This is a genomic window from Hyalangium versicolor, assembly GCF_020103695.1.
Classification (GTDB): Bacteria; Myxococcota; Myxococcia; order Myxococcales; family Myxococcaceae; genus Hyalangium; species Hyalangium versicolor.
Genome location: NZ_JAHXBF010000010.1, coordinates 347,691 through 372,772, shown reverse-complemented (window position 1 = coordinate 372,772; position 25,082 = coordinate 347,691). Strand labels below are relative to the sequence as shown.

Below are 25,082 nucleotides of genomic sequence, written 5' to 3'. Positions count from 1 at the left end.
CACGCGAGGGAGAGGGAGAGCAGGGTAAGGCAGAGCGTGCGGAGCATGTGGGGCTCAGGAAGAGGGTGGCGCGCCAAGGAGAGTTTCATGATCAAACGGCTGTCGATTGCTGAGGCGCGTCGTCGAGGAACGCCCTGAGCGCCGGCAGTACCACCTCCGGTCGTTCCAGATGAGGGCTGTGCCCGGCCACCACGCGCAGCAGGCGCACCTCGGGCAGCCGGTTCGCAGCCTCGACCGCCAGAGACACGGGCAGGGCATCCTCCTTCTCTCCCCACACCAGCAGCACCGGTTGCCTCACCGAATCGAGCTGCTCCAACCGGTGGAACACCTCGCCCACCATCGGCACCAGCGTGTCGAAGGCTCGCGTCGCACGCGGCCGCCCCCCAGGCACGGCCAGCAGCTCATACCCGAGCGCCCCCAGCCTCCGGCCCAGCGGCGTCTCCGGTGGCGGCAGCAATCGATCGAACAGCTCCTGCCCCAGCACCCGCGCCAACCGCTCCGGCCCGGTCCGGAAGAACGCCCGCGCCAGCGGCTTCATCTCCGGCCCCAGCCCCATCGCATCGATCAGCACCAGCCGCTCGATGGGCACCTTCCCCCGCAGCGCCAGCTCCAACGCCACCAACCCCCCGAGCGAGTGCCCCACCACCGCCACCGGCCCCGCCTTCATCGCCAGCAGCAGCTCCTCCACCGGATCGGTGAAGAACCGCAGCCCGTCCTCCGCCGTCCGCAGCGGACCCCCGGGCGCCGACGACAGCCCGAACCCCGGCAAATCCAACGCCACCACCCTCCGCCCCCGCGCCAGCACCGTGAGGTAGGAGAACCACATGGATGCCGCGTGTCCCCGCCCGTGCAGCAGCACCACCGGAGGCCCCTCGCCTCCCTCCAACGCCCGGAGCACTCCGCCACCCGGCAGCTCGTACAGGCTCGCCTCCACCACCGGGCCCAACTGCGCCAGGATATGGGCCTCCACGGGCCCCGGAACGTTCGGGTTCACGCCCGACCCACCCCCCTGGAACCCTTCTTCCAGGATGTGGGATACAGCGGGGCGAACGGCCGACTACACACGGGCATGGGGTCTCCGGAAGGGGGACAGACGCACCTTACCGGAATGTCCCTCATTCTGCGGTGTTGAGCCGGTCGCCCTGAAAACCTAGTCTGGCCGGCCGTTTCCGGCTGTTTCGCCCAGAGGGGACATGAACACGGACATCCGCGCGCTCACCGAGAGGGTGCAGCAGGAAAGCAGCTTCGTCGAACTCCTCAACCAGGAGACCGGCAAGGTCATCGTCGGCCAGCGCTACATGCTCGAGCGCATCCTCATTGGCCTGCTCTGCAATGGCCACGTCCTCCTCGAGGGCGTGCCGGGCCTGGCCAAGACGCTCACGGTGCGCACCGTCTCCGACGCGCTCAGCGCCACCTTCATGCGCATCCAGTTCACGCCGGATCTGCTCCCGGCCGACCTGGTGGGCACGATGATCTACAACCAGCAGGCGGCCAACTTCACCGTCCGCAAGGGCCCCATCTTCGCCAACATCGTCCTCGCGGACGAAATCAACCGCGCTCCCGCCAAGGTCCAGTCCGCCCTGCTCGAGGCCATGGCCGAGCGCCAGGTGACCATCGGCGACCAGACCTTCCCGCTGCCCGCGCCCTTCCTGGTGCTCGCCACCCAGAACCCCATCGAGCAGGAGGGCACCTATCCGCTGCCCGAGGCCCAGGTGGACCGCTTCATGCTCAAGGTGAAGGTGGGCTACCCCACGCGCGACGAGGAGAAGGTCATCATGGACCGCATGTCCGGCGGCTCCTCTCCGCGCGCCACCAAGGTCATCAGCCTGGACCACATCACCAAGGCGCGCGAGCTCGTCCACGCCATCTACATGGATGAGAAGGTGAAGGAGTACATCCTCAACGTCGTGTTCGCCACGCGCGAGCCCCAGAAGTACGGCCTCAAGGATCTCGCCGACTACATCCAGTTCGGCGCCAGCCCGCGCGCCACCATCGCCCTGGCCCAGGCCGCTCGCGCCCACGCCTTCCTGCGCCACCGCGGCTTCGTCACTCCGGAGGATGTGAAGGCCGTGGCCTACGACGTGCTCCGCCACCGTGTCAGCGTCACCTACGAGGCCGAAGCCGAGGAGCTGTCGTCGGAGAAGATCATCCAGCGCGTCTTCGATCGCGTCGAAGTGCCCTAACCCCACCCCGCGTCCGAGCCCCCGAGCGCCCCGTGCTCCCGAAGGACCTCATCCGCCGCATCCGCAAGCTGGAGATCCGGACCCGCAAGGTGGTCTCGGACATGCTCGCGGGCCAGTACCACTCGGTCTTCAAGGGCCGCGGCATGGCCTTCTCCGAAGTCCGCCAGTACCAGGCCGGTGACGAGATCCGCATCATCGACTGGAACGTCACCGCGCGCATGAACGAGGCCTACGTCAAGGTCTTCACCGAGGAGCGCGAGCTCACGGTGATGCTCGTGGTGGACGTGTCGGCCTCCAAGGAGTTCGGCTCGCACGAGCGCAGCAAGGCCGAGATCGCCGCCGAGGTCGCCGCGCAGATCGCCTTCAGCGCCATCGCCAACAATGACCGCGTGGGGCTCATCCTCTTCTCGGATCGGGTGGAGAAGGTGGTTCCGCCGCGCAAGGGCCGCTCGCACGTTCTGCGGCTCATCAGCGACATCCTCACCTTCCAGCCGAAGGGCCGTGGTACGGATCTGGGCTCGGGCCTCACGTACCTGCGCCAGGTGGCCAAGCGGAAGGCCGTGACGTTCCTCATCTCCGACTTCATCGCCCGCGACTACGAGAAGCCGCTCCGGCTCGTCGGCCGCAAGCATGACCTCGTACCCGTCGTCATCGCCGACCCCATGGAGGTGCAGTTCCCCAAGCTCGGGCTGGTGGAGATGGAGGATCCCGAGACGGGCGATCGCTTCATCGTGGATACCAGCGATCCGCGCATCCGCGGCCGCTTCTCTCGCGCCATGCAGGCCCAGCGCCAGGAGCGCCTGAAGCTCTTCAAGAAGCTGGAGCTCGACCACGTGGAGCTGCGCGCCGGGGATGATCACGGCAAGGCGCTCGCGCAGTTCTTCCGCGCACGGGCCCGGAGGTTGGCGGCATGAGGCGGCTGCTCTTCCTTGCGCTCGTGCTCGGGCTGGCCGCCTGTGGTGGTGGCTCTCGCTCGGCGGACAACGCGGAGGCCACGTCTCTCATCCCCAAGGTGCTGGACGGAGGCGTCCCCGATGCAGGGAGCGACGCCGCGAAGGTGGAGCCCTGGGACGTGAAGGGCCGCGTCGTCCCGCAGCAGACGCGCATCGGCGATCCCTTCGTCTACGAGATCACCCTCACGCACGCCAAGGACCAGCGCTTCGAGCTGGTGCAGCCCAAGGAGCTGGAGCAGTTCGAGATCGTCGAGCAGTCCCGCCAGCGCATCGATGGGGCGAATGGCTCGGTGACGACCTTCACCCTGAAGATGTCCGCCTTCGAGCTGGGCCAGCTCACGCTCCCGGAACTCGTCTTCGAGCTCACTGCCCCGGGAGTGACGCAGACCGTCGCCGTGCCCGGCATGCAGGTGGAGGTGCTGCCCACGCTCCCGAAGGATGCGGACAAGGAGGGCGCCAACCTCCTCGACTACCAGCCGCCCACCGAGGTCCCCATCCGCTCGTGGCGGCTCCTCTATGTGCTGCTCGGGTTGATCGCGGTGGGGCTCATCGGCTGGGCCGTGGTGAAGTGGCTGCGTCGCCCGCGTGCCCAGGTCGCCGTCGTCAAGCCACTGGCCCCGCTCAATGTCCGCACCCTCGAGGCGCTCGACAAGCTCAAGGCTGAGGACCTGCCCGCCCACGGCCACGTGAAGGACTTCTACTTCCGCCTCTCGGAGATCATCCGCGGCTACCTCGGCGAGCGCTACGGCTTCGAGGCCCTGGAGTGCACCAGCTCCGAGCTGATCGCCTCGCTGCGCAAGCTGCGCACGCCGGGGCTCCCCGAGGAAAAGCTGATGCGCTTCGTCTCCGAGTCGGACTTGGTGAAGTACGCCAAGGCCGAGGCCTCCCCGGAGTCCTGCTCGCAGTCCATCGCCTTCGGCTACGAGCTCGTCGAGAAGACCTACGTCCCGCCCGCTCCCGCGGCTCCCACACCTCCGCCCAATGCCCCTGGATCTCGCGTTTCATAGCCCCCAGGCGCTCTGGGGGCTCCTGCTGGTGCCCGTGCTGCTGTTCCAGGCATGGCGCGAGCGCCGCCGCCGCGCGGTGCTGCGCTTCTCCGCGGCCCACGTCTTCCTCCAGCAGGGCCGAGGCCTGCGCACCTACCTGCTCCCCGTGCTGCCCCTGCTGCGCGTCATCGCGGTGGCGGCGGCCATCATCGCCATCGCCCGGCCCCAGGTCCGCGACTCGCGCGTGAAGGATCTCAACGTCGAGGGCATCGACATCGTCGTCGCGCTGGACCTCTCCACCTCCATGGAGGCCGGTGACTTCCGGCCGCAGAACCGCCTCTTCGTGGCCAAGGAGGTGCTCTCGGACTTCATCGCCAACCGCATCAACGACCGCATCGGCCTGGTGGTGTTCGCGGGCGCCGCCTACACCCAGGCCCCGCTCACGTTGGACTACGGCGTGCTGCGCGAGGTCCTCAAGCAACTGCGCACCCGCGTGCTGGAGGACGGCACCGCGATTGGCGACGCGCTGGCCACCTCGCTCAACCGCCTGAGGGACTCCGAGGCGAAGAGCCGCGTGGTAGTGCTCATCACCGACGGCGACAACAACGCGGGGAAGATCGCTCCGCTGGATGCCGCCGCGATGGCGAAGTCCCTGAAGATCCCCATCTACACCATCCTGGTGGGCAAGGGCGGCAAGGTGCCGTTCCCGCAGGGGCAGGATCTCTTCGGCAACACGGTGTGGCGGGAGACGGAGATCCCCATCAACCCCGAGCTGCTGCAGGACATCGCCTCGAGCACCGGCGGTGAGTACTACCGCGCCACGGACCCCGAGGGCCTCAAGCAGGGCCTTCAGAAGGTGCTGGACTCTCTCGAGCGCTCCAAGCTGATGGAGGGCGGAGCGTCGGCCACCTACCGCGAGGACTACCACCCGTTCCTGCTGCTGGCCTTCGGCCTGGCCGCGCTGGAGCTGCTCCTGCGCTCCACCTTCCTGAGGGTCTTCCCGTGATTCCGAACGTGGGCCCCTGGCGATTCACGTTCCTCGGCTACCAGCTGGGCCTGGCCCAGCCGCTCTTCCTGGGGCTGTGCGCGGCAGGGCTGTTGCTGGGCGCGCTGGCGCTGGTGCTGGCGCTGCGCCGGCGCTCCCGGGTGCGTGCGCTGCTGAGCGAGCGTCTGTCGCCGAAGCTCGCGCCCGGTGTCTCCGAGTGGCGTCCGGCGGTGCAGAGCGGCCTCTATGGGCTGGGGCTGCTGCTCTTCGGCTTCGCGCTCGCGCAGCCCCAGTGCGGCAGCAAGAGCGAGCTGACGAAGCGCAAGGGCATCGACGTGGTGGTGGTGCTGGATGCCTCCAAGTCCATGCTTGCGCGAGACGTCCAGCCCAGCCGCCTGGAGCGCGCCAAGCTCGAACTGGCCACGTTGCTGGATGAGCTGAAGGGCGACCGCGTGGGGCTCGTGGTCTTCGCGGGAGATGCCTTCATCCAGTCGCCGCTGACCTCTGACTACTCGGCGGTGAAGCTGTTCCTCCGCGCCGTGGATCCGGAACAGATGCCGCAGGGAGGCAGCAACATCGGCTCGGCGCTGACGCTGGCCAAACAGGTGCTCGACAACGCGGACCGTGGCGCCAAGGAGCGCGTCGTCGTCCTGCTGTCGGATGGCGAGGACCTCTTCGGTGAGGTCAACGAGGCGGTGGAGCAGCTCAAGGATGGCAACGTGCAGGTGCTGGCCATCGGTGTCGGCTCGGAGAGCGGCGAGCCCATTCCCATCTACAACCGGCGCGGCGAGTTCGTGGACTACAAGAAGGACACCAACGGAGAGACGGTCATCACCCGCCTGGATCGCGCGGGGCTGACGACCATCGCCGAGGCCACGGGCGGCTCCTTCTTCTTCCAGCCTCGCGGCGTGGCCATGGGGCAGGTGGTGGAGCGCATCGACAAGATGCAGAAGAGCGAGCTCGAGAGCCGCGTCACCGTGCGCTACGACGAGCGCTTCCAGGACTACGCCATCGCGGGTCTGGCGCTGCTGGCCGGAGGCATGCTGCTGGTGCCTTCCTCGCGCAGGAGGGCGTCGTGAACCAGGGCCTGGGCAGACATGTCCTGGTGTGGGTGCTCGTGGTGGGGATGGTCTCCCCAGCATGGGCGGCCGGTCCACTCGAGGTGGACCATCCGCTCGTGTCCAGGGGCCGCGCGGCGTACAACGCGGGGAAGTACGAGGACGCGCTCTCCGCCTTCGAGGAGGCGAAGAAGGAGCGGCCGGATGATCCAGCGGTGGAGTACAACCGCGGCGTCGCGCTCGCCCAGCTTGGCCGGGCGGAGGAGGCGAAGGCGGCCTTCCGGCGCGTCACCGAGTCCAACCGGCCGGACCTCCAGGAGAAGGCCTGGTACGACCTGGGCAACGTCCACGCGCAGGCGGGCGAGCGGAAGGAGGCGCTGCAGTCGTATCGGCGCGCCCTGAAGCTGGACCCGAACGACGAGATGGCCCGCCACAACTACGAGGTGGTGCTGCGCAACCTTCCTCCGCCCCAGCAGGGCGGTCCGGATGGAGGCTCGGACGGCGGCAATGATGGAGGTAACGATGGAGGCCGTCCCGACGCGGGCCAGGATGGAGGCAAACCCCAGGACGGTGGCCAGCCAAAGGATGGCGGCACGGACGGCGGCGCGGATGGAGGCCAGCAGGGCGATGGGGGTCCGGATGGTGGCTCCGATGGCGGCTCGGACGGAGGGGCGGACGGAGGAGCGGACGGAGGCGGTGATGGCGGGAGCGATGGCGGCGGGGACGCCGGGCAGCAGGGGGATGGGCAGGGGGATGGCGGCCTGGATGGTGGCTCCGACGGTGGTTCGGGCGAAGGTGAGGGTGAGGGGCAGGACGGTGGGACCGACGGGGGCAGCGAGACCGGTGAGCGCACGGAGTCCGAGGTGGACGCGGGCGTGAGCCCCGAGGACATCGACCGGCAGGAAGCGGAGCGCCTGCTGGATGCCATGAAGCAGAACGAGAAGAATCTTCAGCTGTGGCGTTTCCAGCAGAAGAAGAAGCAGAGGAAGCCCAATGAGAAGGACTGGTAGCGGCTGGACGGCGCTGCTCGCCGGCCTCGCCTTGCTGGCCTCGGCGCCAGTGTGGGCCGCGGACATCGAGTTCTATCAATCGGTGGACCGCAACGAGGTCGGCACCGAGGACACCTTCCGCCTCACGGTGGTGGCGGTGGATGCGCCGCCGTCCTCGCAGGTGCAACTGCCAAACCCGAAGGACTTCGATGTCCTCTCCAGTTCCCAGAGCAGCCAGCGTTCCATCCAACTGTCGGGAGGCGGCCCCGCCGTCATCCAGGACATCACCAAGCACCTGCTCATCCTTCGGGCGAAGCGGCCGGGCAAGCTGACCATTCCGCCCGCCGCGCTCATCACCGCCGGGCGCACCTACCGCACCGAGCCCATCGAGATGACGGTGAAGGCCGGAAGGCTGGGGCCTGCGCCGGGACAGGCCACGCGGCCGGCGCTGCCGGATCCGTTCCGCAACTTCCCCTCCATGGATCCCCTCGAGGAGATGGACGAGGAGGCGGATGAACCCACCATTCCTCGCGGGGACTCGGACCTGTTCCTGCGTGAGAGCCTGGATCGGGACGAGGTCTTCATCGGCGAGCAGACGACGTTGTCGCTCTACATCTACTCGCGGGTGGATCTGTCCAGCGTGGACGCCGTCACGATGCCGAAGCTGGAGGGCTTCTGGAGCGAGGACGTCGAGAGCCCCACGCAGCTCTCAGGGGAGCAGAAGGTCGTCAACGGGATTCCCTACCGCGCGTACCTGCTGCGCCGCCGGGCGCTGTTCCCGGTGAAGTCGGGCACGCTGTCCATCACCCCCGCGGAGGCGGAAATCACCACCGGTTTCCTCTTCGCCGGCCACCGGGTGCACCGCGTGTCCAACGGGCTCAAGGTGAAGGTGAAGCCCCTGCCTCCGGGCGGGCCCGCGAGCATGGCCTCCGCCAACGTGGGCAGCTGGCAGCTCTCCATGGATGTCACTCCCACGCGCGTGGAATTGGGCCAGCCCATCACCGTGAAGGTCATCCTCGACGGCGTCGGCAACGTGAAGAACATCACCCCGCCGAAGCTGACGGCGCCCTCGGCGCTCAAGGTCTATGATCCGACCACCACGGATCGGCTCACGCCCAACAAGAACAAGGTCCAGGGCCGCCGGGTGCAGGAGTACCTGGTGATGCCGCAGCGCACGGGCGTCTTCACGCTGCCGGCGATGGAGTTCCCCTTCTTCGATCCGCGCCGCCGCGAATATGACGTGTCGCGCACGGACCCGATCACCATCACGGTGGAGGCCGGGGCAGGAGGAGTGGCTTCGGTGGGCCCGACGCCCGCGCCGCTCCAGGATGCCGCCAACGAGCAGAAGAACGTGCTCACCGCGGGCGGCCTGCGTCCGCTGCGCTACCAGGCGCGCTTCGTGGAGCCCTCGACGCCGCTGTGGCGGCAGGGCTTCTTCCTGCCGGCGGTGCTGGCTCCGGTGGGGCTGCTGTTCGGGGTGATGCTGCTGGGACAGGTGCGCGGGCGGCTCTCCACGCAGACGGAGGCGGGCCGCACCAAGCAGCAGGCGAAGGCGGCGCGCAAGCGGCTGGCCGCGGCGGAGAAGTTGGTGGGCGAGGGCAGCACCAGTGCCTTCTATGCGGAGGTGGAGAAGGCGCTGACGGGCTTCCTGGAGGCCCGGCTGCACATCCCCGTGGTGGGCCTCACCCGAGAGGCGCTGGCCGAGAAGATGACGGCGGCGGGAGTGGAGCCCGCTCGGCGCTCGCGGACGCTCTTCGTGCTCGAGGCGTGTGACATGGGGCGCTTTGGCGGAGGCTCGGAACTGTCCGAGCGCAACCGGGTCCTCGATGAAGCCGAGGCTGTGATGGAGGGGTGGGAGAAGTGAGCGCCATCACCGCGATCCTCGTCACCACGCTGCTGGGCCAGGGCTACTACACGCCCGAGGAGGCACAGGCCCTCTTCACCCAGGCCAACGAGGCCTATACCCGTGAGGACTACAAGGCCGCGCAGGAGGGCTACGAGAAGCTGATCTCCCACGGCCAGGCCGGTCCGGACGTGCAGTACAACCTGGGCACCACGTACATGGCGCAGGGGGACCTGGGCCGCGCGGTGCTCGCGTTCGAGCGGGCCTGGAAGCAGGGCGGCCGCGCGCCGGATCTCGAGGCCAACCTCTCGCTCGCCCGGGCGCAGCAGAAGGACAAGGTGGAGGGCGCGGCGGTGGAGGAGGACTTCCTGACGCGCCTGGTGAAGGCCACGCCGGGGGACATCGTCGGCGTCGCGTTCCTGGCCGCGTGGGCGGTGGGCTTCGGGCTGTTGCTGCTCTTCCGGTTCCTCAAGCCGGGCGGCCGTACCTGGGCGGCGGTGCTCGCGGCGCTGGCGCTGCTGGCGTCGCTCCCGTCCGGCGCGCTGCTGGCAGCGCACGCGTGGGTGGAGCGCACGGTGCATGAGGCGGTGGTGCTCTCCCCGACGATGGTGGCGCGCGAGTTCCCCAAGAGCGATGCGAAGTCGCTCTTCGAGGTTCATGCCGGCCTGAAGGTGCGCGTGCTGGAGGACACGGGCCGCTACGTGCGCATCCGGCTCCCCAACGGGCTGGAGGGCTGGACGGAGCGCGACGGCGTGGCGGAGATATGATCGAAGTCCACCAGGCGACCAAGGTCTACCGCCGGGGCCGCACCGAGGTTCGGGCGCTGGCGGGCGTGTCACTGACGGTGCCTCGGGGACAGTTCCTCTCGGTGATGGGGCCCTCGGGCTCGGGGAAGAGCACGCTGCTCAATCTGCTCGGCGCGCTGGACGTGCCCTCGGGTGGGAGCATCCGCATCGACGGGCAGGAACTGGCGCGGATGGACGACGCCGCGCTGTCGACGTTCCGGCGCGAGCGGCTGGGCTTCGTCTTCCAGTTCTTCAACCTGATGCCCACGCTCACCGCGGTGGAGAACGTGATGCTGCCGGGGCTCCTTGCGGGCCGTCCGCGCGAGGCGCTGCACTCAAAGGCCGAGTCCCTGCTGGAGACGGTGGGCCTGCGAGGCCGCTCCCAGCACCGGCCGGACGAGCTGTCGGGGGGAGAGATGCAGCGGGTGGCGGTGGCGCGAGCGCTTCTGACGGAGCCGGCCCTGCTGCTGGCCGACGAGCCCACGGGCAACCTGGACTCGAGGACAGGTGCGGAGGTGCTCCGGCTGCTGCGCGAGGCCACCCGGGAGCGCCAGCTCACGGTGGTGATGGTCACCCATGATCCGCGCGCCGCGGAGGTGGGAGACCGCATCCTCCGGCTCGCGGACGGAGCCATCATCGGAGACGAGCCCACTCGCGGTGTACCTGGGGTTGTCCCGGATTAGTGCCGCTCTCTCATTGCGTGTGGCCAGTCCAGCAATTCCAGTGCGAGCAGCTGGATCTGGCGGTGGTGATCCCCCGCGCTCAAATGCAGGCTGGTCAGGCAGGCAGTTTGACAGATGCCCCGGGCAGGTAGATTACTGGGGGCTCTGGGGGGCCTGCCATCCCGCATCGGGGAGGTCACCGCACGTGGTCGTCGACGTTCAGGCCAATGTTGGCAAGAATCGGCTCTTCATTCGGATTGAAGGCCGGCTCGATGACGCACAGGCTCGGAGCATCGCGGACGCCATCATCAAGGAGATGGATCGGCTGCGGCCCGGGTTCGACGTGGTCTCGGACCTGACGCAGGCCGAGCCCCTGGGGCCGGAGGGCTCCGCCCAGCTCAAGCGCGTCCTGGAGGCGCAGCGCGAGCGGAAGTACGGCCGTGCGGTGCGGATCGTCGGCCGGTCCACGCAGACGGCGCTCCAGTTCGCGCGAGACAGCAAGGAGATGCAGCACGAGCCGCACCTGGCCTTCTCGCTGGAAGAGGCGGAGCGGCTGCTGGACGGGCTGTTGCCCTGAGGGGACTCAGCTTCGCCCGGTGATGCGCCCCGGAGTGCCACGAGGCTTCTTGTCATGGAGCCCGGGCGTGTTCGCCACCATGGCGGTGATCTTGAGCAGGTTCTGCTGGAAGACGGCGTTGTGTGGCTCGAGCTGCACGGCGCGCTCGAGCAGCTCCGCGGCCTGCATGAAGTCCTTGCGCTGGTTGACGAGGATGAGCGCCAGCTTGTTGTAGAGCGGCGCGGGCGAAGTGGAGCGAGCCAGTCCGCGCTTGAGCACCTCGATGGCTCGATCCACCTGTCCCTCGCGTTCGAGCCGGACCGCGCGCTGGAGGAACTCCTCGTTGCGCTCCTGGGAACGAGGGGGGCTGGAGGGCTGGGGCGGAGCCACCGTGGGTGTGGAGCGGGAAGGCGGCCGGGCGGGAGGCGGTGTCGGAACGGAAGCTCGGGAAGCAGGCGAGCCGACGTGCACTGGGGCGATGGGCGGAGGGGTGGGCAGAGAGGCCTTCCGCGTGGGAGACGGAGTGGCCACGGGGGGGCGGACCGGCGGGGGCTCCAGGGCGAACGGGTTGCGCGGGGGTGGTGGCTCGGGGCGGGGAGGCGGTGGCGGCTGCGGGATGGGCTCCGGAGCGCGGGCCGCCGCGGTCTCCTCCGCGAGGAACTCCGCGCCATTGAGGAGAGGCAACGCATCCTCGGGAGTGCGCGGTGCGGGCTGGCGATGGAACTCCACGAGGTGCAGATCGAAGAGTGATTTGAGCACCACCTTGATCTCGATCACTGGCAGCCGGGCGGCGCGAGCCAGGGCGGCCACCGTCTGCGTCCCATCGATGAAGGAGGCGACATAGGCCTCGAAGGGGTGGAGCGGCTGGAGGGCGATGTCGAGCCCCGCGATGAGGTAGGGCACCGTGTCCTCGTCCAGCGGAACGCTGAAGCGCACGGTGACGGCGTCGTCCACGAGGGCGCGCTGGGGGATGGCCGGCGTCTCCCGCGACGAGGTGCGCTGGGGCGGAGAGAGCAGGGCGCGGACGATGGACGGATCGGTGATGACGTACTCGCCCGAGGCGACCTGGGGGTTGAGCAGCAGCTCGCAGCTCTCGCACAGGAAGTCATCCGGTGCGATGGGCGCGTGACACTCGGGACATTCGAGGTTTTCTGCCATTCCAGACTCATTCTAGATCAGGGGTCGGACAGGGGCGAGAGGGCCCGGGTAAGGTGCGGCGTGTGCTCCTGGCTCTGTTGAGGCTCGTCTCCCTGCGGCACCTGGTGCAGGCGCCGCTGCGCACCGCATTGACCCTGGTGGGGGTGGCGGTGGGCGTGGCGACGATGGTGGGCGTGGCGGCCATCAACCGTTCGGTAATGGACGCGTTCCGCTCCACGGTGGACACCGTCGCGGGGAAGGCGGACCTCACGGTGGCGGGTTCGCAGGTGGGGTTCTCCGAGGAGGTGCTGGCCCAGGTCCGGAGCGTGCCCGGGGTGGCGCATGCATCGGGGAATCTGGCGGTGATCGCGCCGGTGCAAGGCTCGCCGGGAGAGTCCCTCTATGTCATGGGCGTGGATCTGCTCGATGACGGGTACTTCCGCACCTATGAGGGTGTGGATCGGAACCTGGGCTCACTGACGGAGGACCTGGAGTTCCTCAACTCGACGGATCGGATGCTGGTCTCGGAGCGCTTCGCTCGGGAGCATGGGCTGAAGGTGGGAGACACCTTCACGCTGATGACCTCTAGCGGGGCGCAGGACTTCATCGTCCATGCGCTCGTCCGAGAGTCCGGGCCCATCAAGGCCTTCGGGGGCTCGGTGGCTGTGATGGATGTGGCCTCCGCGCAGGCGGCTTTCGGGCGGGACCGGAAGCTGGACCGTATCGACGTGGCGGTGGATCCGAAGGTGGGAGTGGATGCAACGCAGGAGAACCTGCGCCGAGCGCTGGGCGGGGCGTTCGAAGTGGAGCCTCCGTCCCGGCGCGGCGGCTCGGTGGAGGCGATGGTCAGCAGCTTCCAGATGGGGCTGAACCTGGGCTCGGGGGTGGCGCTGCTGGTGGGGGTGTTCCTGGTCTACAACACCATCTCGATCAGCGTGGTGCAGCGGCGCAGGGAGATTGGCACGCTGCGTGCGCTGGGGGCCTCGCGCCTGCGCATCCGGGCGCTGTTCACCTTGGAGGCCATGCTGCTGGGCGGAGTTGGGACAGCGGTGGGTCTGCCACTGGGAGTGCTCGTCGGCCGGGCGGCCATTGGCGTGATCTCGCAGACCATCTCCACCCTCTATGTGAAGGTGAACGCGCGAGACATCCAGGTGACGGTGCTGGAGCTGGGGCTGGGCGTCGCCCTGGGCGTGTTGGGCAGTGCGTTCGCGGCGCTGAGGCCCGCGCTGCACGCCTCGAGGGTCCAGCCCGTGGAGGCGCTGCGCCGGGATGCGGCGGCGGGCCTTCAGGTGGGAGATGCGCGGCCGTGGACGCTGTGGGCCGGGCTCGGCTGTCTCGCGGTGGTGTACCCGCTGACGCAACTGCCGTCTCCCATGGAGAACATGCCGGTGGGAGGCTACCTGGCCGTCTTCCTGGTCCTCATGGGAACCACGTTGCTGGCGCCGACGGTGCTGGAGGGGCTCGGGCGCGTGTACCGGTTTCCGGGCGAGCGGCTGCTGGGCATCAGCGGGAGGCTCGCGGCCGATAACTTCTCCCGTGCGCCGGGACGGACGGCGGTGCCGGTGTCCGCGCTCACCATCGGCGTGTCGATGGCGGTGTGCATCTCGGGGTTCGTGAACTCGTTCGTGGAGTCGTCGGATCGCTGGATCCAGCAGTCGGTGCCCGCGGATCTCTTTGTCATCTCATCGGCACGGACGGCCGGCTTGAAGAACCAGCCGATGCGCCCGGAGTTGGGCACCGCCATCATAGCGCTGCCGGGAGTCGCTCAGGTGGATCGGGTTCGCATCCTCCCGCATGAAGTCCTGGGCATACGCATCTACGTCATCTCGCTGGACCCGGAGGTCTACGTGCAGCGGACGAAGCCCCTCTTCCTCGAGGGGCGCATGTCTACCCCGGAGGAGTGGGCGGCCGGGCGGGTGCTCATCTCCGAGAACTTCTCTCGCCGCCGCGATCTGCACGTGGGGGACTCCATCGAGATGTCCACACCTACGGGGGTGCGCACCTATACGGTGGGCGCTGTCGTCGTGGACTACACCTCGAATCAGGGCGGCCTCGTGATGGCGCGCGAGGTGTACAAGGCGCACTTCCAGGATGATCGGGTGGACATCTTCGAGACGTACCTGTCGGACCCGGGAAGGCTGGAGGAGGTCCGTCGCGCCATCACCGAGAAGTGGGGGCGCTCATACGATCTCTACGTGATGTCCAACAGCGAGCTGCGCCAGGAGATCTCCACGCTCATGGATGACGCGTTCCGGGTGACCTACGCCATGGAGGGCGTGGCGGTGCTGTTGGCGCTGCTGGGAGTCATCAACACGCTGCTGGCGGCGGTGCTGGATCGCACGCGCGAGATCGGCCTGCTGCGGGCCGTGGGAGCGGCTCGGGGGCACGTGCTGCGCCTCTTCGTGGGAGAGGCCGCCTTCATTGGGCTGTCCGGGGGGCTTCTCGGCGTGCTGGCGGGTGCCGTACTGGGGCTCATTGTCACGACGACGGTGGGGGAACAGGCCACCGGTTGGCGCGTCCCGTATCACTTCCCTACCGCAGTGGCGTTGCAGATGTCGCTCACGTCCACATTGTGCGCTGCGGTCGCAGGTCTGTATCCGGCACGGAGAGCGGCGGCACTGGACGTTGTCGAGGCACTCGCCTACGAGTAGGGAATATCCCATGGCCGCTGATCCGCAATCCGCCTTCCACATCCTGCTCGTCGAGGACGAGCCCGTGATTCGCGAGCTGGTGAGCTCGATGCTGAGCGACGGCTCTGTGGACGTGGTGTGCGCGGCGGATGGCGTCGAGGGCCTGAAGCTGGCCAAGAGCCGGCCCTTCCATCTCATCTTGATGGACGTGGTGTTGCCGCAACTGGATGGCGTGTCGGTGTGCCGGATCCTCAAGAGCGATCCAGCGACGTCGCGCGTGCCGCTCTACATGCTGACGGCAAAGGCGAAGAAGGCGGATGTGGACAGCGCCACGGCGGCGGGCGCGGACGGCTACATCCAGAAGCCGTTCAAGGGCACGGAGCTGATGGCCCTGGTGGACCGGCTGCGCGCGGCGGCCTCGGTCCGTTGAGGTTCGGCTGAGGTTCAGCCCGCTCAGGGCAGGAGCGGGTGGACGTAGCGGGCCAGCGCGAGGAAGTCATCCCAGTCGAGCGTGCCGAACTCGAGCGCCACGCCATTGGGCTCCCGGCGGACGATGGTGCAGGTGGCGGTGATCTCCCGGTCATCCGGCAGGGGGATGGCCAGGGTGAGCTCGCTCAGGGAGCTGGCGGGGTGGGCGTGGAGGAAGAGGCCCGCCATGGACACGTCGCGCGCCTTGGCGAGGACGGCGGGCCGCCCCGAGAGGAGGACCTTGACCATGAGCCGGGCCTCGACGCGGGGGTGGAAGCGATCGGCTGTGCGGGGATTGGCGGTGGGTAGCATTTCCGGATCTCCTCGGTGCAACAGGTCGGGAGCAGTCTGAAGCAGGGATCCGAGTTCGCAACTTTTCGGGCGGCGCGCGCGGCGGGATGGCCACCGTCTCGCGGCGTGGACTCGCGAGACGGTGGGCGGGCTCCCGCTGAACCTGCTGAGTAGGTAACCCCGCGAGCTTCCAGGAACTTCGCGCTGGCACGACAACTGAAGAGGGGGCTCCGCGCAGTTCAACCAGGAGACCCTACGTGGAGAACAACAATCGAATCGCGTCGCTGTCCATCACCCCCACCCTGGCGCGGCAGACGCCGCGCAACGAGTTCGGAGCAGTGCTTGCGCGCACCGCTCAGGAGGTCGTCAAGACGGGAGCGAGCATTGTCGGAGGCATGGTCCCCAGCGGGCCGGTGATGAGCGCGGCCGTCTCGAGCGTGAGCTCGACGGTCGCGTCGGTGGGCTCGACGAACGCGTCCATCACGCCGATTCCCGGGACGGGGAGCACGGGGAGCGTGACGGGCACGACCGGGACAACGGGGCAGGGGGACGCATGGGACATGCTCGAGGCCCAGCGTCTGATGGCTGAGGACGGGCAGAAGTTCAACATGGCGTACCTGGGGCTCCAGAACGAGATGCAGAAGGAGAGCCGCGAGCACAACGCCATCTCGAACATCATGAAGGTCCGCCACGACTCGGCGAAGGCCGCCATCAACAACATCCGTTAGGGGCGGCTCCATGGCGATCGACAAGGTGGGCTCGGTCGGAGGCGCGGGAGTCTCTCCTGCGCTGGAGACCGGCAAGCAGCAGTTCGGCAAGGTGCTTGAGGGCGTGAAGGGCGGAGGGGGCGGGGCGGGCATTCCCGTGTCGATGGAGGGGCCGGCTCGCTCTGCGCCCTCGGAGGCGGTGAGCGGGCCGCAGCGGGCGCAGACGGTGGAGCGGGCCTCGGCGGGCAGGATGGAGGTGAAGCCCGGGACGCGGGCGGACTCGGTGCAGTCGGCGCGAGAGCAACAGGCCGCGCAGATGATCGAGCGGGTGAGTCAGGCGCAGAAGCGGCTGGACCACATCCTCGCGCTGGCCGAGTCCGGGCGGACGTTCACTCCCGCGGAGCTGCTCGCCTTCCAGGCCCACGTGTACGCCGCGAGCCAGGAGCTCGATCTTGCGGGGAAGGTCGTCGAGAAGGCGACGGGCGGCATCAAGCAAGTGCTGCAGACGCAGGTTTGAGGAACGACCCATGTTTCTGACTTTTCGACACGGTCTTTCTCTTCTGCTGCTCCTGAGCATCACCGCGTGCCGGGAGCGCATCCAACATGGGCTGGACGAGCGCCAGGCCAACGAACTGCAGACGGTCCTCGTCGAGCGAGGTGTGGATGCTCGCAAGGTGCCGGAAGCGGGCAAGAGGCCCACGTGGTCCATCGAGGTGGACGAGGAGCAGGCCTCGGACGCCGTGCGCATCCTGGCGGAGCTGGGATTGCCGAGGCCCTTGGAGGAAGAGGGCTGTGATGTCTTTGGTGGGGGTGGGCTCATCCGCTCGCCGGTGGAGGAGCAGCTCTGCCGGGTGCAGGTGCTCGAGCGGGGGCTGGAGAAGACACTCCAGGGCGTGGAGGGAGTGTTGGTCGCGCGGGTGCACTTGATGGTGCCTCCGGTTCCACGTCCTGGACAGACGGCGGTGCCCGCGAAGGCGTCGGCGATGGTGCGCACGGCGCCTGGGCAGGGCAATCGGGTCCGCCAGTCACAGGAGCAGCTCAAGGCGCTCATCTCGGGAGGCGTGGAGGGGCTCGCTCCCGAGGCGGTGTCGCTCCTCGTGGACGAGGCCGTGAGTCGGGTGGAGGTGGCGGCCCCTGGGAGTTCGCCCGTGCTGCGGTTGCGGGTGCTGTTGGCGGTGATGGGCGTGGTGCTCACGGGACTGGCGGGGGCTCTGGTGTACGTGGCGATGCGCCTGCGGCAGTACCAGACCGAGGCTGCTGCGCCGGTGGTTCCGCCTGTTCCTGCGCGCCCTGTCGTGGCGGCGAATGCCGCGCGCAAGGTGGCGTGAGCCGTCGGGAGGGCACTCCATGGAAGTCACACGGATCGTCCGGAAGCCGGTCGCAAAGGGGAATGCCGATGAGGCCACGCGCATCACGCGCAATCCCCTGCCCGGAGCGAAGGCTGTGCGAGCCCCGGTGCGGAAAGTTCCCACCGGGAAGGTGGCGGCTTCGAGAACTCCTCCTGCCCTGCTGCCTCTGGCGAGGTACGCGTTGGTAGCGCTGGTGTTCGGGCGGGAGCGAGCCGTGGAGTTGCTCGAGGGGCTCGGAGAGCGCGAGGCAGAGCGAGCCAAGGAGCATCTGACGGGATTCGCGGCGCTCACCTCGGCTCAGCGGCAGGCCCGGGTGGCACGGGAGTTCGGGATGCGGAGCGACCCGGCGGACGAACTCCGAGCCTTGATGTCAGAGGCTCCTGAAGCACTCAAGCAGGAGATCTTCCGCAGGCTGCCGCCGTACCACCGCACCTTTTTCCCGAAGCGGCGCGTGGTGCCTGCCGATGCATCGCCGACGCCCGCGCTGGCCGCGCTGGCGGAGCGGTTGATCCGCGAAGTCACACGTTGAACCTATTTCGCAGCACAGGAGTTTCCGATGCACATCGAATCCCGTAGCACGTCCTCTCCAGTCCCGAAGGTCTCCAGGCTGACGAGGCTCGGCACACGTCGGCTCACCCGAGCCCATGTGACGTTGGGGGCACGCCCGCAGGTCGCGCAGCTCGGGCGGCAGGCGCTTCAACTCGTCAGTGAGGTGCTGAGCCGCGAGTTGAGCACTGCTGTGAGCGCCACCGGGCGGCTGGTGGATGCGGTGGTGATCCCCGCAGCGGGACTGGCACACACGGCGGCCTTCATTCTGTTGGATCTATCGATGACGGGAGGGACGGCGGTGTTGGAGCTGGAGCTGCCGGTCCTCTTCGCCGCTTTGGAGCGCATGGCGGGGAGCAGTCAACGGCCGAGCCCTGTGACACGCCTCACGCGTTTGGAAGAGGCAACGGTCGCCTTTCTGGTGCTGTCCGGGCTGGCGGTGCTTCGGTCCCGTTCGGAGCTGCAATCTCGCCTGGGTTTTCGGTTGGCGGGAGTAACGATGAACCGGGCGGAGGCGTTGGCTCGGATGGAGGGGCGCAAGCCTCACCTGGGTGTGGAGCTCTCGCTCATGGTGGGCGAGGTATCCGCTGGGGGGCGGCTGGTGCTGCCCTCGGTGGTGTTCGAGTCCGTCTGCAAGGAACTGCCTGCGCAACGGGACTCCACCATCGCACCGGAGATCCTCGCGGCGTCCATTGGCGCGAGGTGCTTTCTCGGTCGCACCCGACTGACTCCGTCGGCGCTGGAGGCGCTCACGCTGGGGGACGTCGTCGTCTTCGAGGGCGTGCTGCACGGAGGCGATCACCTCAGAGGCAGAGGACGCCTGGTGACCCGAGGCTTCGAGTTGATGGGGGACTTCACCCCCGAAGGATTTTCCCTGACCCGCGCGCTGAGGCGCGCACTTTCCCTGGAGTCCAACATGGCAACTGTCATCGAGCAGGGTGGAGGCATGCCTCCGCTTCCCGTGGATGTGGAGATTGAATTGACGCGGCTGATGCTGCCGCTCTCGGAACTCGCGGCCCTCAAGCCGGGACATCTGCTCCCGCTGCGCATCAACGCCAGCGAGCCGGTGCTGCTGCGAGTGGGCGAGCGCGCGGTGGCACGGGCCGAGTTGGTCGAGATCGACGGCGAAGTCGGCGCCCGCATTCTGAGCCTGCTGCCGTGAGCGCTCGAGGAAATGCCATGCTTGCCTCGCTGTCTCCCCAGAAGCGCCTGTTGATTGCGAGCGGACTCATTCTTGGGCTCGCGGTGGTGGCTCCCTTGGGCGGGCTGTCGTCTTCGGGAGCGGCGCGGTGGTTGCTGGGCGCCGGGGTCCTCGTGGGGCTGGGCGCGTGGTTGTGGAGCCGTGGCGCTGCTGGGCCTCGGTTCACGCTGCCCGAGCGTTTGAGAGTCGTCTCCCGCGCTGGTCTCTCCCAGCGGTGTGGCCTCGCGCTGGTGGAGATGGATGGCCGCAGCTTCCTGGTGGCCTTTGGTGACTCCTTCGCCGAGATCCATCCCGCTCCGGCTCTCAGGCCTGCGCTGGCGCAGGCGCGCGGGTCTGGGCTGCGCCGCCGAGGTCCGCAGCGGCTGAGAGGGGCTGTGCGATGAAGCCGGGATTCTTCGTGGGTCTTCTGCTGGTGCCGGCGTGGGCCATGGCAAGGGAGCAGACGCTCTCGCAGGCCTCATACGCCGGCAACCCGTTGGCGATGATGGCGGTTCTCGCGCTGATGTCGCTGCTGCCGTTCGCGGTGCTGATGCTGACGAGCTTCTCGAAGATCGCCGTGGTGCTGTCATTCGCGCGCACGGCGATGGGAACGCAGCAGGCTCCGCCGACCATCGTCCTGACCGGACTGGCGGCGGTGCTCTCGGCGCACATCATGTCGCCGGTGATGGAGCGCATGTACGACGCGGGCCAGTCGGCCTACCAGGAGGTGGAGTCTGGCGCGCAGATCCTCGCCGCGACGGCTCGGGTGGCGGACCCGCTGCGGACCTTCCTGGTCAAGCATGGGAGCCCGGAGGAGCGAGCGCTCTTCGTGGACCTCGCGCGCGAACTCCGGCCGCCCGAGGAGGCAGGACAGGTGCAGGACACGGATCTCTTCGTGGTCGTCCCGGCCTTTGTCATCACCGAGCTGAAGGAGGCCTTCCAGATCGGCTTCCTCATCTTCCTGCCGTTCCTGGTGCTTGACATGGTCATCGCCAACGTCCTGCTCGCCCTGGGCATGCAAACGCTGTCTCCGAGCCAGGTGAGTCTGCCCTTCAAGATCCTCCTCTTCGTCGCCGTGGATGGCTGGTCGCTGCTCGCACGCGGGCTCATCCTCGGGTACCGGTGATGCCATGACCCAGGATGTCCTGCTGGCCCTCGGCCGCGAGGCCCTGCTCCTGATGGTCCTCGCTTCGCTGCCACCCATCGGCGCGAGCCTGGTGGTGGGCTTCATCATGAGCGTCTTTCAGGCGACCACCCAGCTCCAGGAGAGCACCCTCTCGGTGGTGCCGAAGCTGTGCGCGGCGGTGCTGGCGCTCGTGCTCGCCGGACCTTGGATTGCCGGGGAACTCACGCGCTTCACCCACCAGTTGCTCATGGCCATCGCCGAGGTGGCGATATGAACCTCTCGCTTCTTCGTGCGCAGCTCGAGTTGCTGGGGCCGCACATCGTCTCCGTAGCGCTCTGTGCGTCACGACTCCTGCCGGTGGCGTTCCTCTGCCCGCTCCTGGGCGGGCAGGGGACTCCTACGACCGTCAGGCTCTCGCTCGTATTGAGCCTCTCGCTCTTTCTTCACCTGGTCGCGGGAGTTGGCCTGCCGGTTCCGATGGAGACGCCCGTGACGCTGGTGGCGCTCGTGATCAAGGAGCTGGTCTATGGCACCTCCGTGGGGCTCATCGCAGCGTTGCCCTTCGATGCGGCCCGCATGGGAGGACGCTTCATTGATCTCTTCAGGGGAACGTCCGCCGAGGCGAGCCTTCCTCTCGTGGGAACTCGTGAATCCGCTACCGGGGATGCGCTGTATCAGTTGCTCGTCTCGCTGGTGGTGACGGGTGGCGTGTTCCCGGTGGTCCTCTCGGGATTGCTACGGGGCTTCGGGGTGGTGGGTTTGGGGACCTTCGTTCCTTCGGAGACTGCGGCGCTCTACGTCGTGACGCTCGCGGGTGGAGCGATAGCGACGGGGTTGGCGGTGGGGGCTCCGGTCGCAGCAGCAGTGATGATGGTGGACTGCCTCGTGGGCATGGCATCCCGTGCGGCGCCCCAGATGAATCTTCGCGAACTGGGCACTCCGCTGCGCGTCCTGGGCGGCGGCGCGCTCGTGTGGCTCGGGGTGGGTGTTCTCTCCGAACGTCTCCTCAGCGGGGTTGCGGGGGTGGAGGGGGCACTGAGGCTCTTGGGGGACATGGCGCGATGAGCGAGAAGACAGAAAAGCCCTCCGCGAAGCGCCTGCGTGATGCTCGCAGAAAGGGGCAGATACCTCGCAGCCGGTTGCTGTCCTCCAGCGCGGTGACCTTGGGCAGCCTGCTCGGTTTCACGGCCTTCGCCCCCGATGGCTTCGAGCGTTTGAAGGAGTGGACCGCTCGCCTGTTGCTGGAGCCTCGAAGTGAGGGAGCCTGGGAGGAAACACTGTGGATGATGGCGCGTCTGTCCGGGCCTGCCCTTGGGGGTGCGCTGGTGGCCTCTTTGGGGGTTTCGGTAGCGATGGTGGGGTTCGAGCTGAACCCGGAGCACATGGCTCCCAAGCTGGAGCGCATCAGTCCTGCCGCGGGCCTCAAGCGTCTCTTCAGTGTCCGCTCGCTGGTGGATGTGGCCAAGGCCCTGGTGGTGATGGGCGTGGTCGCGGTCCTCGTGTGGAATGAAGCGGAAGCGGCCGGCCCGGATGCACTGCGCGCGGTGTGGTTGGAGGGCGCTGTGGGGCTGAGCCAGCTGATGGAGCGGCTGGTGCCGCTGGCGACCCGCATCGCGTGGGTGCTGCTGGTCCTGGGGCTTGTCGATTACGCGTTGGCGCGGAGGCGGCACCTCAAGGACCTGATGATGACCCGCGAAGAGGTGAAGCGGGAGTTCAAGGAGAGCGAGGGCGATCCGCACCACAAGGCGCAGCGTAAGGCGCTCCATCGCCAGTTGGCACAGGGAGGACCTGCACGTGGGGTGCAGAGGGGCACGGCCGTGGTCGTCAACCCGACGCATATCGCGGTCGCTCTCCGCTACGACACTCAGGAGTGTGAAGCCCCCTACCTCGTGGCCAAGGGGCGCGAGGCGGATGCACTCGGGCTCCGGCGTGAGGCCCAACGGCTCGGAATCCCTGTGGTTCGGGACGTTCCGTTGGCTCGCAGCCTCATCCACTACGACGTCGGGGAGCAGATCCCCGAGGAGCTCTACCAGACGGCGGCCGTCGTGCTTCGCGTGGCCATGGAGTCTCGTGACACGGACGGCCGTCCACGGAGTCAGACATCATGAACCTGCTTGTGAAGATCCTCTCGAGGGCCCGGAAGTCATCGGATGTGGTGCTCGCGGTGGCCATGGCCGCCGTGCTCGGTGCCCTGATCATTCCACTGCCACCGTGGCTCCTGGACCTGGGGCTTGCCATCAATCTGGCCGCGGCGGTGGCGCTGCTCGTCGCGGCCCTCTACGCCCAGGACGCGCTCAAGGTGACGGCGTTCCCGACGCTCCTGCTGTTCACCACGCTCTTCCGGCTCGCGCTCAACGTGTCGTCCACGCGGCTCGCGCTGGCCGAGGGACACGCGGGCGAGGTCATCCAGGCCTTCGGCGAGTTCGTCGTCCGTGGGGACTATGTCGTCGGAGCCGTGCTCTTCTCCATCCTCACTCTCGTTCAGTTCCTCGTCGTGGCCAAGGGAGCCGAGCGCGTGGCGGAGGTGTCCGCGCGCTTCACATTGGATGCGATGCCGGGCAAGCAGATGTCCATTGATGCCGACCTGCGCGCGGGTGCCATCGATCAGGCACAGGCTCGCCAGCGCAGGCGAAACCTGGAGCGCGAGTCGCAGATGTTCGGTGCGATGGACGGCGCGATGAAGTTCGTGAAGGGCGATGTCATCGCGGGCCTCGTCATCGTGGCGGTGAACCTGCTCGGGGGCATCACCATCGGCGTCTGGCAGCAGGGCATGAGCCTGTCCGAGGCCGCCTCGACCTTCGCGCTCATCGCCATCGGTGACGGGCTCGTGTCCCAGATTCCTTCGCTGTGCATCGCGGTGGCGGCGGGGCTCGTCGTCACGCGCGTGGCCTCGGAGAAGGAGGAGGATTCACTTGGCTCGGAGATCGGCGCTCAGTTCTTCGGGCAGTCCCGGGCGCTCTGGGTCGTTTCGGGCCTGTGCTCCGCGTTGGCGTTGATGCCGGGGATGCCACTCCTGACCTTCCTCGGGCTGGGCGCCATGTTGGGAGCCGTCGCGTATTCGCTCGGGCAGATGAAGAAGGCTGCGGGAGAGAAGGATGCCTCAGCCGCCGAGAAGCCCCAGCCTGCTGCGGAGGGAGGAGGGGGTGGCACTGGAGTGGGAGCGGCTCCAGCGAGCGCGGCGGCCCCGGTGGGAGTCTCTCCGCTGACCGTGGATCTCTCTCCGGACCTCACCGCTATCGCAGAACAGCAGGGGGGCGCCTTCGTGCACCAACTGCTCAACCAGCTCCGAGACGACATCTTCTATGAGCTGGGAGTGCGAGTGCCGGGCATCCGGGTGAGAACCCACGCGGGCTACCTTCCCGCGGCAGGCTACGCCCTCCTCGTGGATGAGGTCCCCGCTGGAACAGGGCAGGTGACGCCGGGAGCCCTTTACGCCCTGGCTTCGCCCGAGGAGCTGTCGTTCCTCGAAGTCCGGCTCGAGCCCGCGGTGGAGCCCGTCACGGGCAGACCGATCAGCCGCCTGAGCGAGTCCAGTCGATCGCGGCTCGAGATGGCGCAGATTCCCCTGCGGCGGCCGGGGGAGCTCATCGTGGACCACTTCCGCGCCATCCTCCGCGCCCGGGCCGCCAGCCTGCTGGGTGTTCAGGAGGTGCAAGGGCTGCTGGAGGGACTCGAGGCCCAGGCTCCGATGCTGGTGAAGGAGGCGTTGCAGAAGGTGCCGCTGCCGCTGCTCACCGATGTGCTGCGCAAGCTCGTCCGGGAGCAGGTGAGCATCCGGAACATGAAGGGCCTCTTGGAAGCGCTCGTCTCACCCGCTACCGAGGGTGATGCCACAGCCCTCGCCGAGCGCTGCCGTCAGGCGTTGCACCGCTACCTGAGCCACAAGTTCGCTCCCTCGGGTCCTCTTTTTGCCTACCTCGTCGACCCAGAGGTGGAGGAAGCACTGCGAGGAGGCGGCCCCCGTGGGCCTGCTCCGTCTCCGGAGCGCGTCTCGGAGATCCTGGAAGGCGTGCGGCGGATCGCCTCGGGGGGCAGGGCGGTGCTCCTCGCGGCGCCAGATGTCCGCAGGGCACTTCGGCGCCTCATCGAGGGAGCCTTCCCCGACGTGGCCGTGCTGACCTACGGCGAGCTGGACGCGGACCTGCAGATCCGTCCGCTGGGACGGCTGGCGCCCGTGCCGCTCACCGCATGAGGAAAATCAAAGGCTTCCGGTGCCGGTGTTGCCCTTACCGGGATCTGCCAGGTCCGGCTGGGCCGACTGGGGTGCCGGCCGGTTGACCCGGTCGCGCAGCTCCTTGCCGGTCCGGAACAGCAGACCCCGCTTGGGTTTCACCGGGATGACCTGACCCGTCTTCGGGTTACGGCCTTGATATCCCTGGTAGTTCTTGACGTGGAAGGCTCCAAGTCCGCGGATCTCGATGTTCTCGCCGCGGCAGAGGGCCTCTTTCATCGATTCGAAGATCGTCTCGATGGTGGCCTCGGCCTGCTTCTGGGTCACGCCCCGCTTGGCGACGAGGATGTTGATCAAATCGGACTTGAGCATCGGACGCTCCCGCAAACCGCGTGACCCCTCGGAAGGAGGGCGCTTTGGCCCGTGATCGAATCCGCAAACCTTAACAGAACGTGCCACCGTTGCAAGCAGCCACGG

27 protein-coding genes are annotated in these 25,082 nt (G+C 68.1%); 23 read left to right on the top strand and 4 right to left on the bottom strand.

What is annotated here, in order from left to right; genetic code table 11:
• Window positions 1–91 precede the first annotated feature (91 nt).
• Complete coding sequence (locus KY501_RS22635; RefSeq protein ID WP_224365316.1) at window positions 92–994, bottom strand: alpha/beta fold hydrolase; 903 nt, start codon at window positions 992–994, stop codon at window positions 92–94.
• 199 nt (window positions 995–1,193) lie between these two features.
• Here KY501_RS22635 and KY501_RS22630 point away from each other — a divergent pair, with 199 nt between their 5' ends.
• From KY501_RS22630 to KY501_RS22585, 10 genes are all read left to right on the top strand, one after another.
• A complete protein-coding gene (locus tag KY501_RS22630; protein WP_224365315.1) occupies window positions 1,194–2,183 on the top strand; it encodes an AAA family ATPase in 990 nt (329 codons plus the stop codon).
• Between the two features lie 32 nt (window positions 2,184–2,215).
• On the top strand, window positions 2,216–3,097 hold the full coding sequence (locus KY501_RS22625) for a DUF58 domain-containing protein (protein ID WP_224365314.1): 882 nt from the start codon (window positions 2,216–2,218) through the stop codon (window positions 3,095–3,097).
• Window positions 3,094–4,143, top strand: coding sequence for a BatD family protein (locus KY501_RS22620; protein ID WP_224365313.1), 1,050 nt, complete (start codon window positions 3,094–3,096; stop codon window positions 4,141–4,143). The genes KY501_RS22625 and KY501_RS22620 overlap by 4 nt, the downstream gene beginning before the upstream one ends.
• Window positions 4,118–5,128, top strand: coding sequence for a vWA domain-containing protein (locus KY501_RS22615; RefSeq protein WP_224365312.1), 1,011 nt, complete (start codon window positions 4,118–4,120; stop codon window positions 5,126–5,128). The genes KY501_RS22620 and KY501_RS22615 overlap by 26 nt, the downstream gene beginning before the upstream one ends.
• Window positions 5,128–6,186 carry a VWA domain-containing protein gene (locus KY501_RS22610; protein WP_224365372.1) on the top strand — a complete coding sequence of 353 codons (1,059 nt, stop codon included), beginning with the start codon at window positions 5,128–5,130 and terminating at the stop codon, window positions 6,184–6,186. The genes KY501_RS22615 and KY501_RS22610 overlap by 1 nt, the downstream gene beginning before the upstream one ends.
• A gap of 47 nt (window positions 6,187–6,233) precedes the next feature.
• Window positions 6,234–7,175 carry a tetratricopeptide repeat protein gene (locus KY501_RS22605; RefSeq protein ID WP_224365371.1) on the top strand — a complete coding sequence of 314 codons (942 nt, stop codon included), beginning with the start codon at window positions 6,234–6,236 and terminating at the stop codon, window positions 7,173–7,175.
• Window positions 7,159–9,018 (top strand): BatD family protein, encoded by a 1,860-nt coding sequence (locus KY501_RS22600; protein ID WP_224365311.1) that lies wholly within the window; start codon window positions 7,159–7,161, stop codon window positions 9,016–9,018. The genes KY501_RS22605 and KY501_RS22600 overlap by 17 nt, the downstream gene beginning before the upstream one ends.
• Window positions 9,015–9,764 carry a tetratricopeptide repeat protein gene (locus tag KY501_RS22595; protein WP_224365310.1) on the top strand — a complete coding sequence of 250 codons (750 nt, stop codon included), beginning with the start codon at window positions 9,015–9,017 and terminating at the stop codon, window positions 9,762–9,764. The genes KY501_RS22600 and KY501_RS22595 overlap by 4 nt, the downstream gene beginning before the upstream one ends.
• The gene (locus KY501_RS22590; RefSeq protein WP_224365309.1) at window positions 9,761–10,465 is read left to right on the top strand and encodes an ABC transporter ATP-binding protein; all 705 of its coding nucleotides are present in this window, start codon (window positions 9,761–9,763) and stop codon (window positions 10,463–10,465) included. Before KY501_RS22595 ends, KY501_RS22590 begins: the two co-directional genes overlap by 4 nt.
• Before the next feature lie 184 nt (window positions 10,466–10,649).
• A complete protein-coding gene (locus tag KY501_RS22585) occupies window positions 10,650–11,021 on the top strand; it encodes a hypothetical protein (protein WP_224365308.1) in 372 nt (123 codons plus the stop codon).
• 6 nt (window positions 11,022–11,027) lie between these two features.
• Here KY501_RS22585 and KY501_RS22580 read toward each other — a convergent pair whose 3' ends face one another.
• Window positions 11,028–12,158 carry a tetratricopeptide repeat protein gene (locus KY501_RS22580; protein ID WP_224365307.1) on the bottom strand — a complete coding sequence of 377 codons (1,131 nt, stop codon included), beginning with the start codon at window positions 12,156–12,158 and terminating at the stop codon, window positions 11,028–11,030.
• Window positions 12,159–12,220: 62 nt separating this feature from the next.
• On the opposite strand from KY501_RS22580, the gene KY501_RS22575 reads away from it, so the two are divergent.
• Window positions 12,221–14,788, top strand: coding sequence for an ABC transporter permease (locus tag KY501_RS22575; protein ID WP_224365306.1), 2,568 nt, complete (start codon window positions 12,221–12,223; stop codon window positions 14,786–14,788).
• 10 nt (window positions 14,789–14,798) lie between these two features.
• On the top strand, window positions 14,799–15,197 hold the full coding sequence (locus KY501_RS22570) for a response regulator (protein ID WP_224365305.1): 399 nt from the start codon (window positions 14,799–14,801) through the stop codon (window positions 15,195–15,197).
• 23 nt (window positions 15,198–15,220) lie between these two features.
• Here KY501_RS22570 and KY501_RS22565 read toward each other — a convergent pair whose 3' ends face one another.
• On the bottom strand, window positions 15,221–15,547 hold the full coding sequence (locus KY501_RS22565; RefSeq protein WP_224365304.1) for a PilZ domain-containing protein: 327 nt from the start codon (window positions 15,545–15,547) through the stop codon (window positions 15,221–15,223).
• Window positions 15,548–15,783: 236 nt separating this feature from the next.
• On the opposite strand from KY501_RS22565, the gene KY501_RS22560 reads away from it, so the two are divergent.
• The 11 genes from KY501_RS22560 to KY501_RS22510 are packed head-to-tail and all read left to right on the top strand — an operon-like array spanning window position 15,784 to window position 24,626.
• On the top strand, window positions 15,784–16,254 hold the full coding sequence (locus KY501_RS22560) for a hypothetical protein (RefSeq protein ID WP_224365303.1): 471 nt from the start codon (window positions 15,784–15,786) through the stop codon (window positions 16,252–16,254).
• A 10-nt stretch (window positions 16,255–16,264) separates the two neighbouring features.
• Window positions 16,265–16,750, top strand: coding sequence for an EscF/YscF/HrpA family type III secretion system needle major subunit (locus tag KY501_RS22555; RefSeq protein WP_224365302.1), 486 nt, complete (start codon window positions 16,265–16,267; stop codon window positions 16,748–16,750).
• Window positions 16,751–16,760: 10 nt separating this feature from the next.
• Entirely contained in the window at window positions 16,761–17,561 is an 801-nt protein-coding gene (locus KY501_RS22550; RefSeq protein WP_224365301.1) for a flagellar M-ring protein FliF, read from the top strand.
• 19 nt (window positions 17,562–17,580) lie between these two features.
• Window positions 17,581–18,111 (top strand): hypothetical protein, encoded by a 531-nt coding sequence (locus tag KY501_RS22545; RefSeq protein WP_224365300.1) that lies wholly within the window; start codon window positions 17,581–17,583, stop codon window positions 18,109–18,111.
• 27 nt (window positions 18,112–18,138) lie between these two features.
• Window positions 18,139–19,290 (top strand): FliM/FliN family flagellar motor switch protein, encoded by a 1,152-nt coding sequence (locus tag KY501_RS22540; protein ID WP_224365299.1) that lies wholly within the window; start codon window positions 18,139–18,141, stop codon window positions 19,288–19,290.
• A gap of 17 nt (window positions 19,291–19,307) precedes the next feature.
• Window positions 19,308–19,712, top strand: a complete 405-nt coding sequence (locus KY501_RS22535; protein ID WP_224365298.1) for an MFS transporter — start codon at window positions 19,308–19,310, stop codon at window positions 19,710–19,712.
• Window positions 19,709–20,434 (top strand): type III secretion system export apparatus subunit SctR, encoded by a 726-nt coding sequence (gene sctR / locus KY501_RS22530; RefSeq protein ID WP_224365297.1) that lies wholly within the window; start codon window positions 19,709–19,711, stop codon window positions 20,432–20,434. Before KY501_RS22535 ends, sctR begins: the two co-directional genes overlap by 4 nt.
• Before the next feature lie 4 nt (window positions 20,435–20,438).
• Window positions 20,439–20,708, top strand: a complete 270-nt coding sequence (locus KY501_RS22525) for a flagellar biosynthetic protein FliQ (protein WP_224365296.1) — start codon at window positions 20,439–20,441, stop codon at window positions 20,706–20,708.
• On the top strand, window positions 20,705–21,499 hold the full coding sequence (locus tag KY501_RS22520) for an EscT/YscT/HrcT family type III secretion system export apparatus protein (protein WP_224365295.1): 795 nt from the start codon (window positions 20,705–20,707) through the stop codon (window positions 21,497–21,499). Before KY501_RS22525 ends, KY501_RS22520 begins: the two co-directional genes overlap by 4 nt.
• The gene (locus KY501_RS22515) at window positions 21,496–22,542 is read left to right on the top strand and encodes an EscU/YscU/HrcU family type III secretion system export apparatus switch protein (RefSeq protein WP_224365294.1); all 1,047 of its coding nucleotides are present in this window, start codon (window positions 21,496–21,498) and stop codon (window positions 22,540–22,542) included. Before KY501_RS22520 ends, KY501_RS22515 begins: the two co-directional genes overlap by 4 nt.
• The gene (locus KY501_RS22510) at window positions 22,539–24,626 is read left to right on the top strand and encodes a flagellar biosynthesis protein FlhA (RefSeq protein ID WP_224365293.1); all 2,088 of its coding nucleotides are present in this window, start codon (window positions 22,539–22,541) and stop codon (window positions 24,624–24,626) included. The genes KY501_RS22515 and KY501_RS22510 overlap by 4 nt, the downstream gene beginning before the upstream one ends.
• A gap of 6 nt (window positions 24,627–24,632) precedes the next feature.
• Here KY501_RS22510 and KY501_RS22505 read toward each other — a convergent pair whose 3' ends face one another.
• Entirely contained in the window at window positions 24,633–24,977 is a 345-nt protein-coding gene (locus tag KY501_RS22505) for an HU family DNA-binding protein (RefSeq protein WP_224365292.1), read from the bottom strand.
• Window positions 24,978–25,082: the final 105 nt, after the last annotated feature.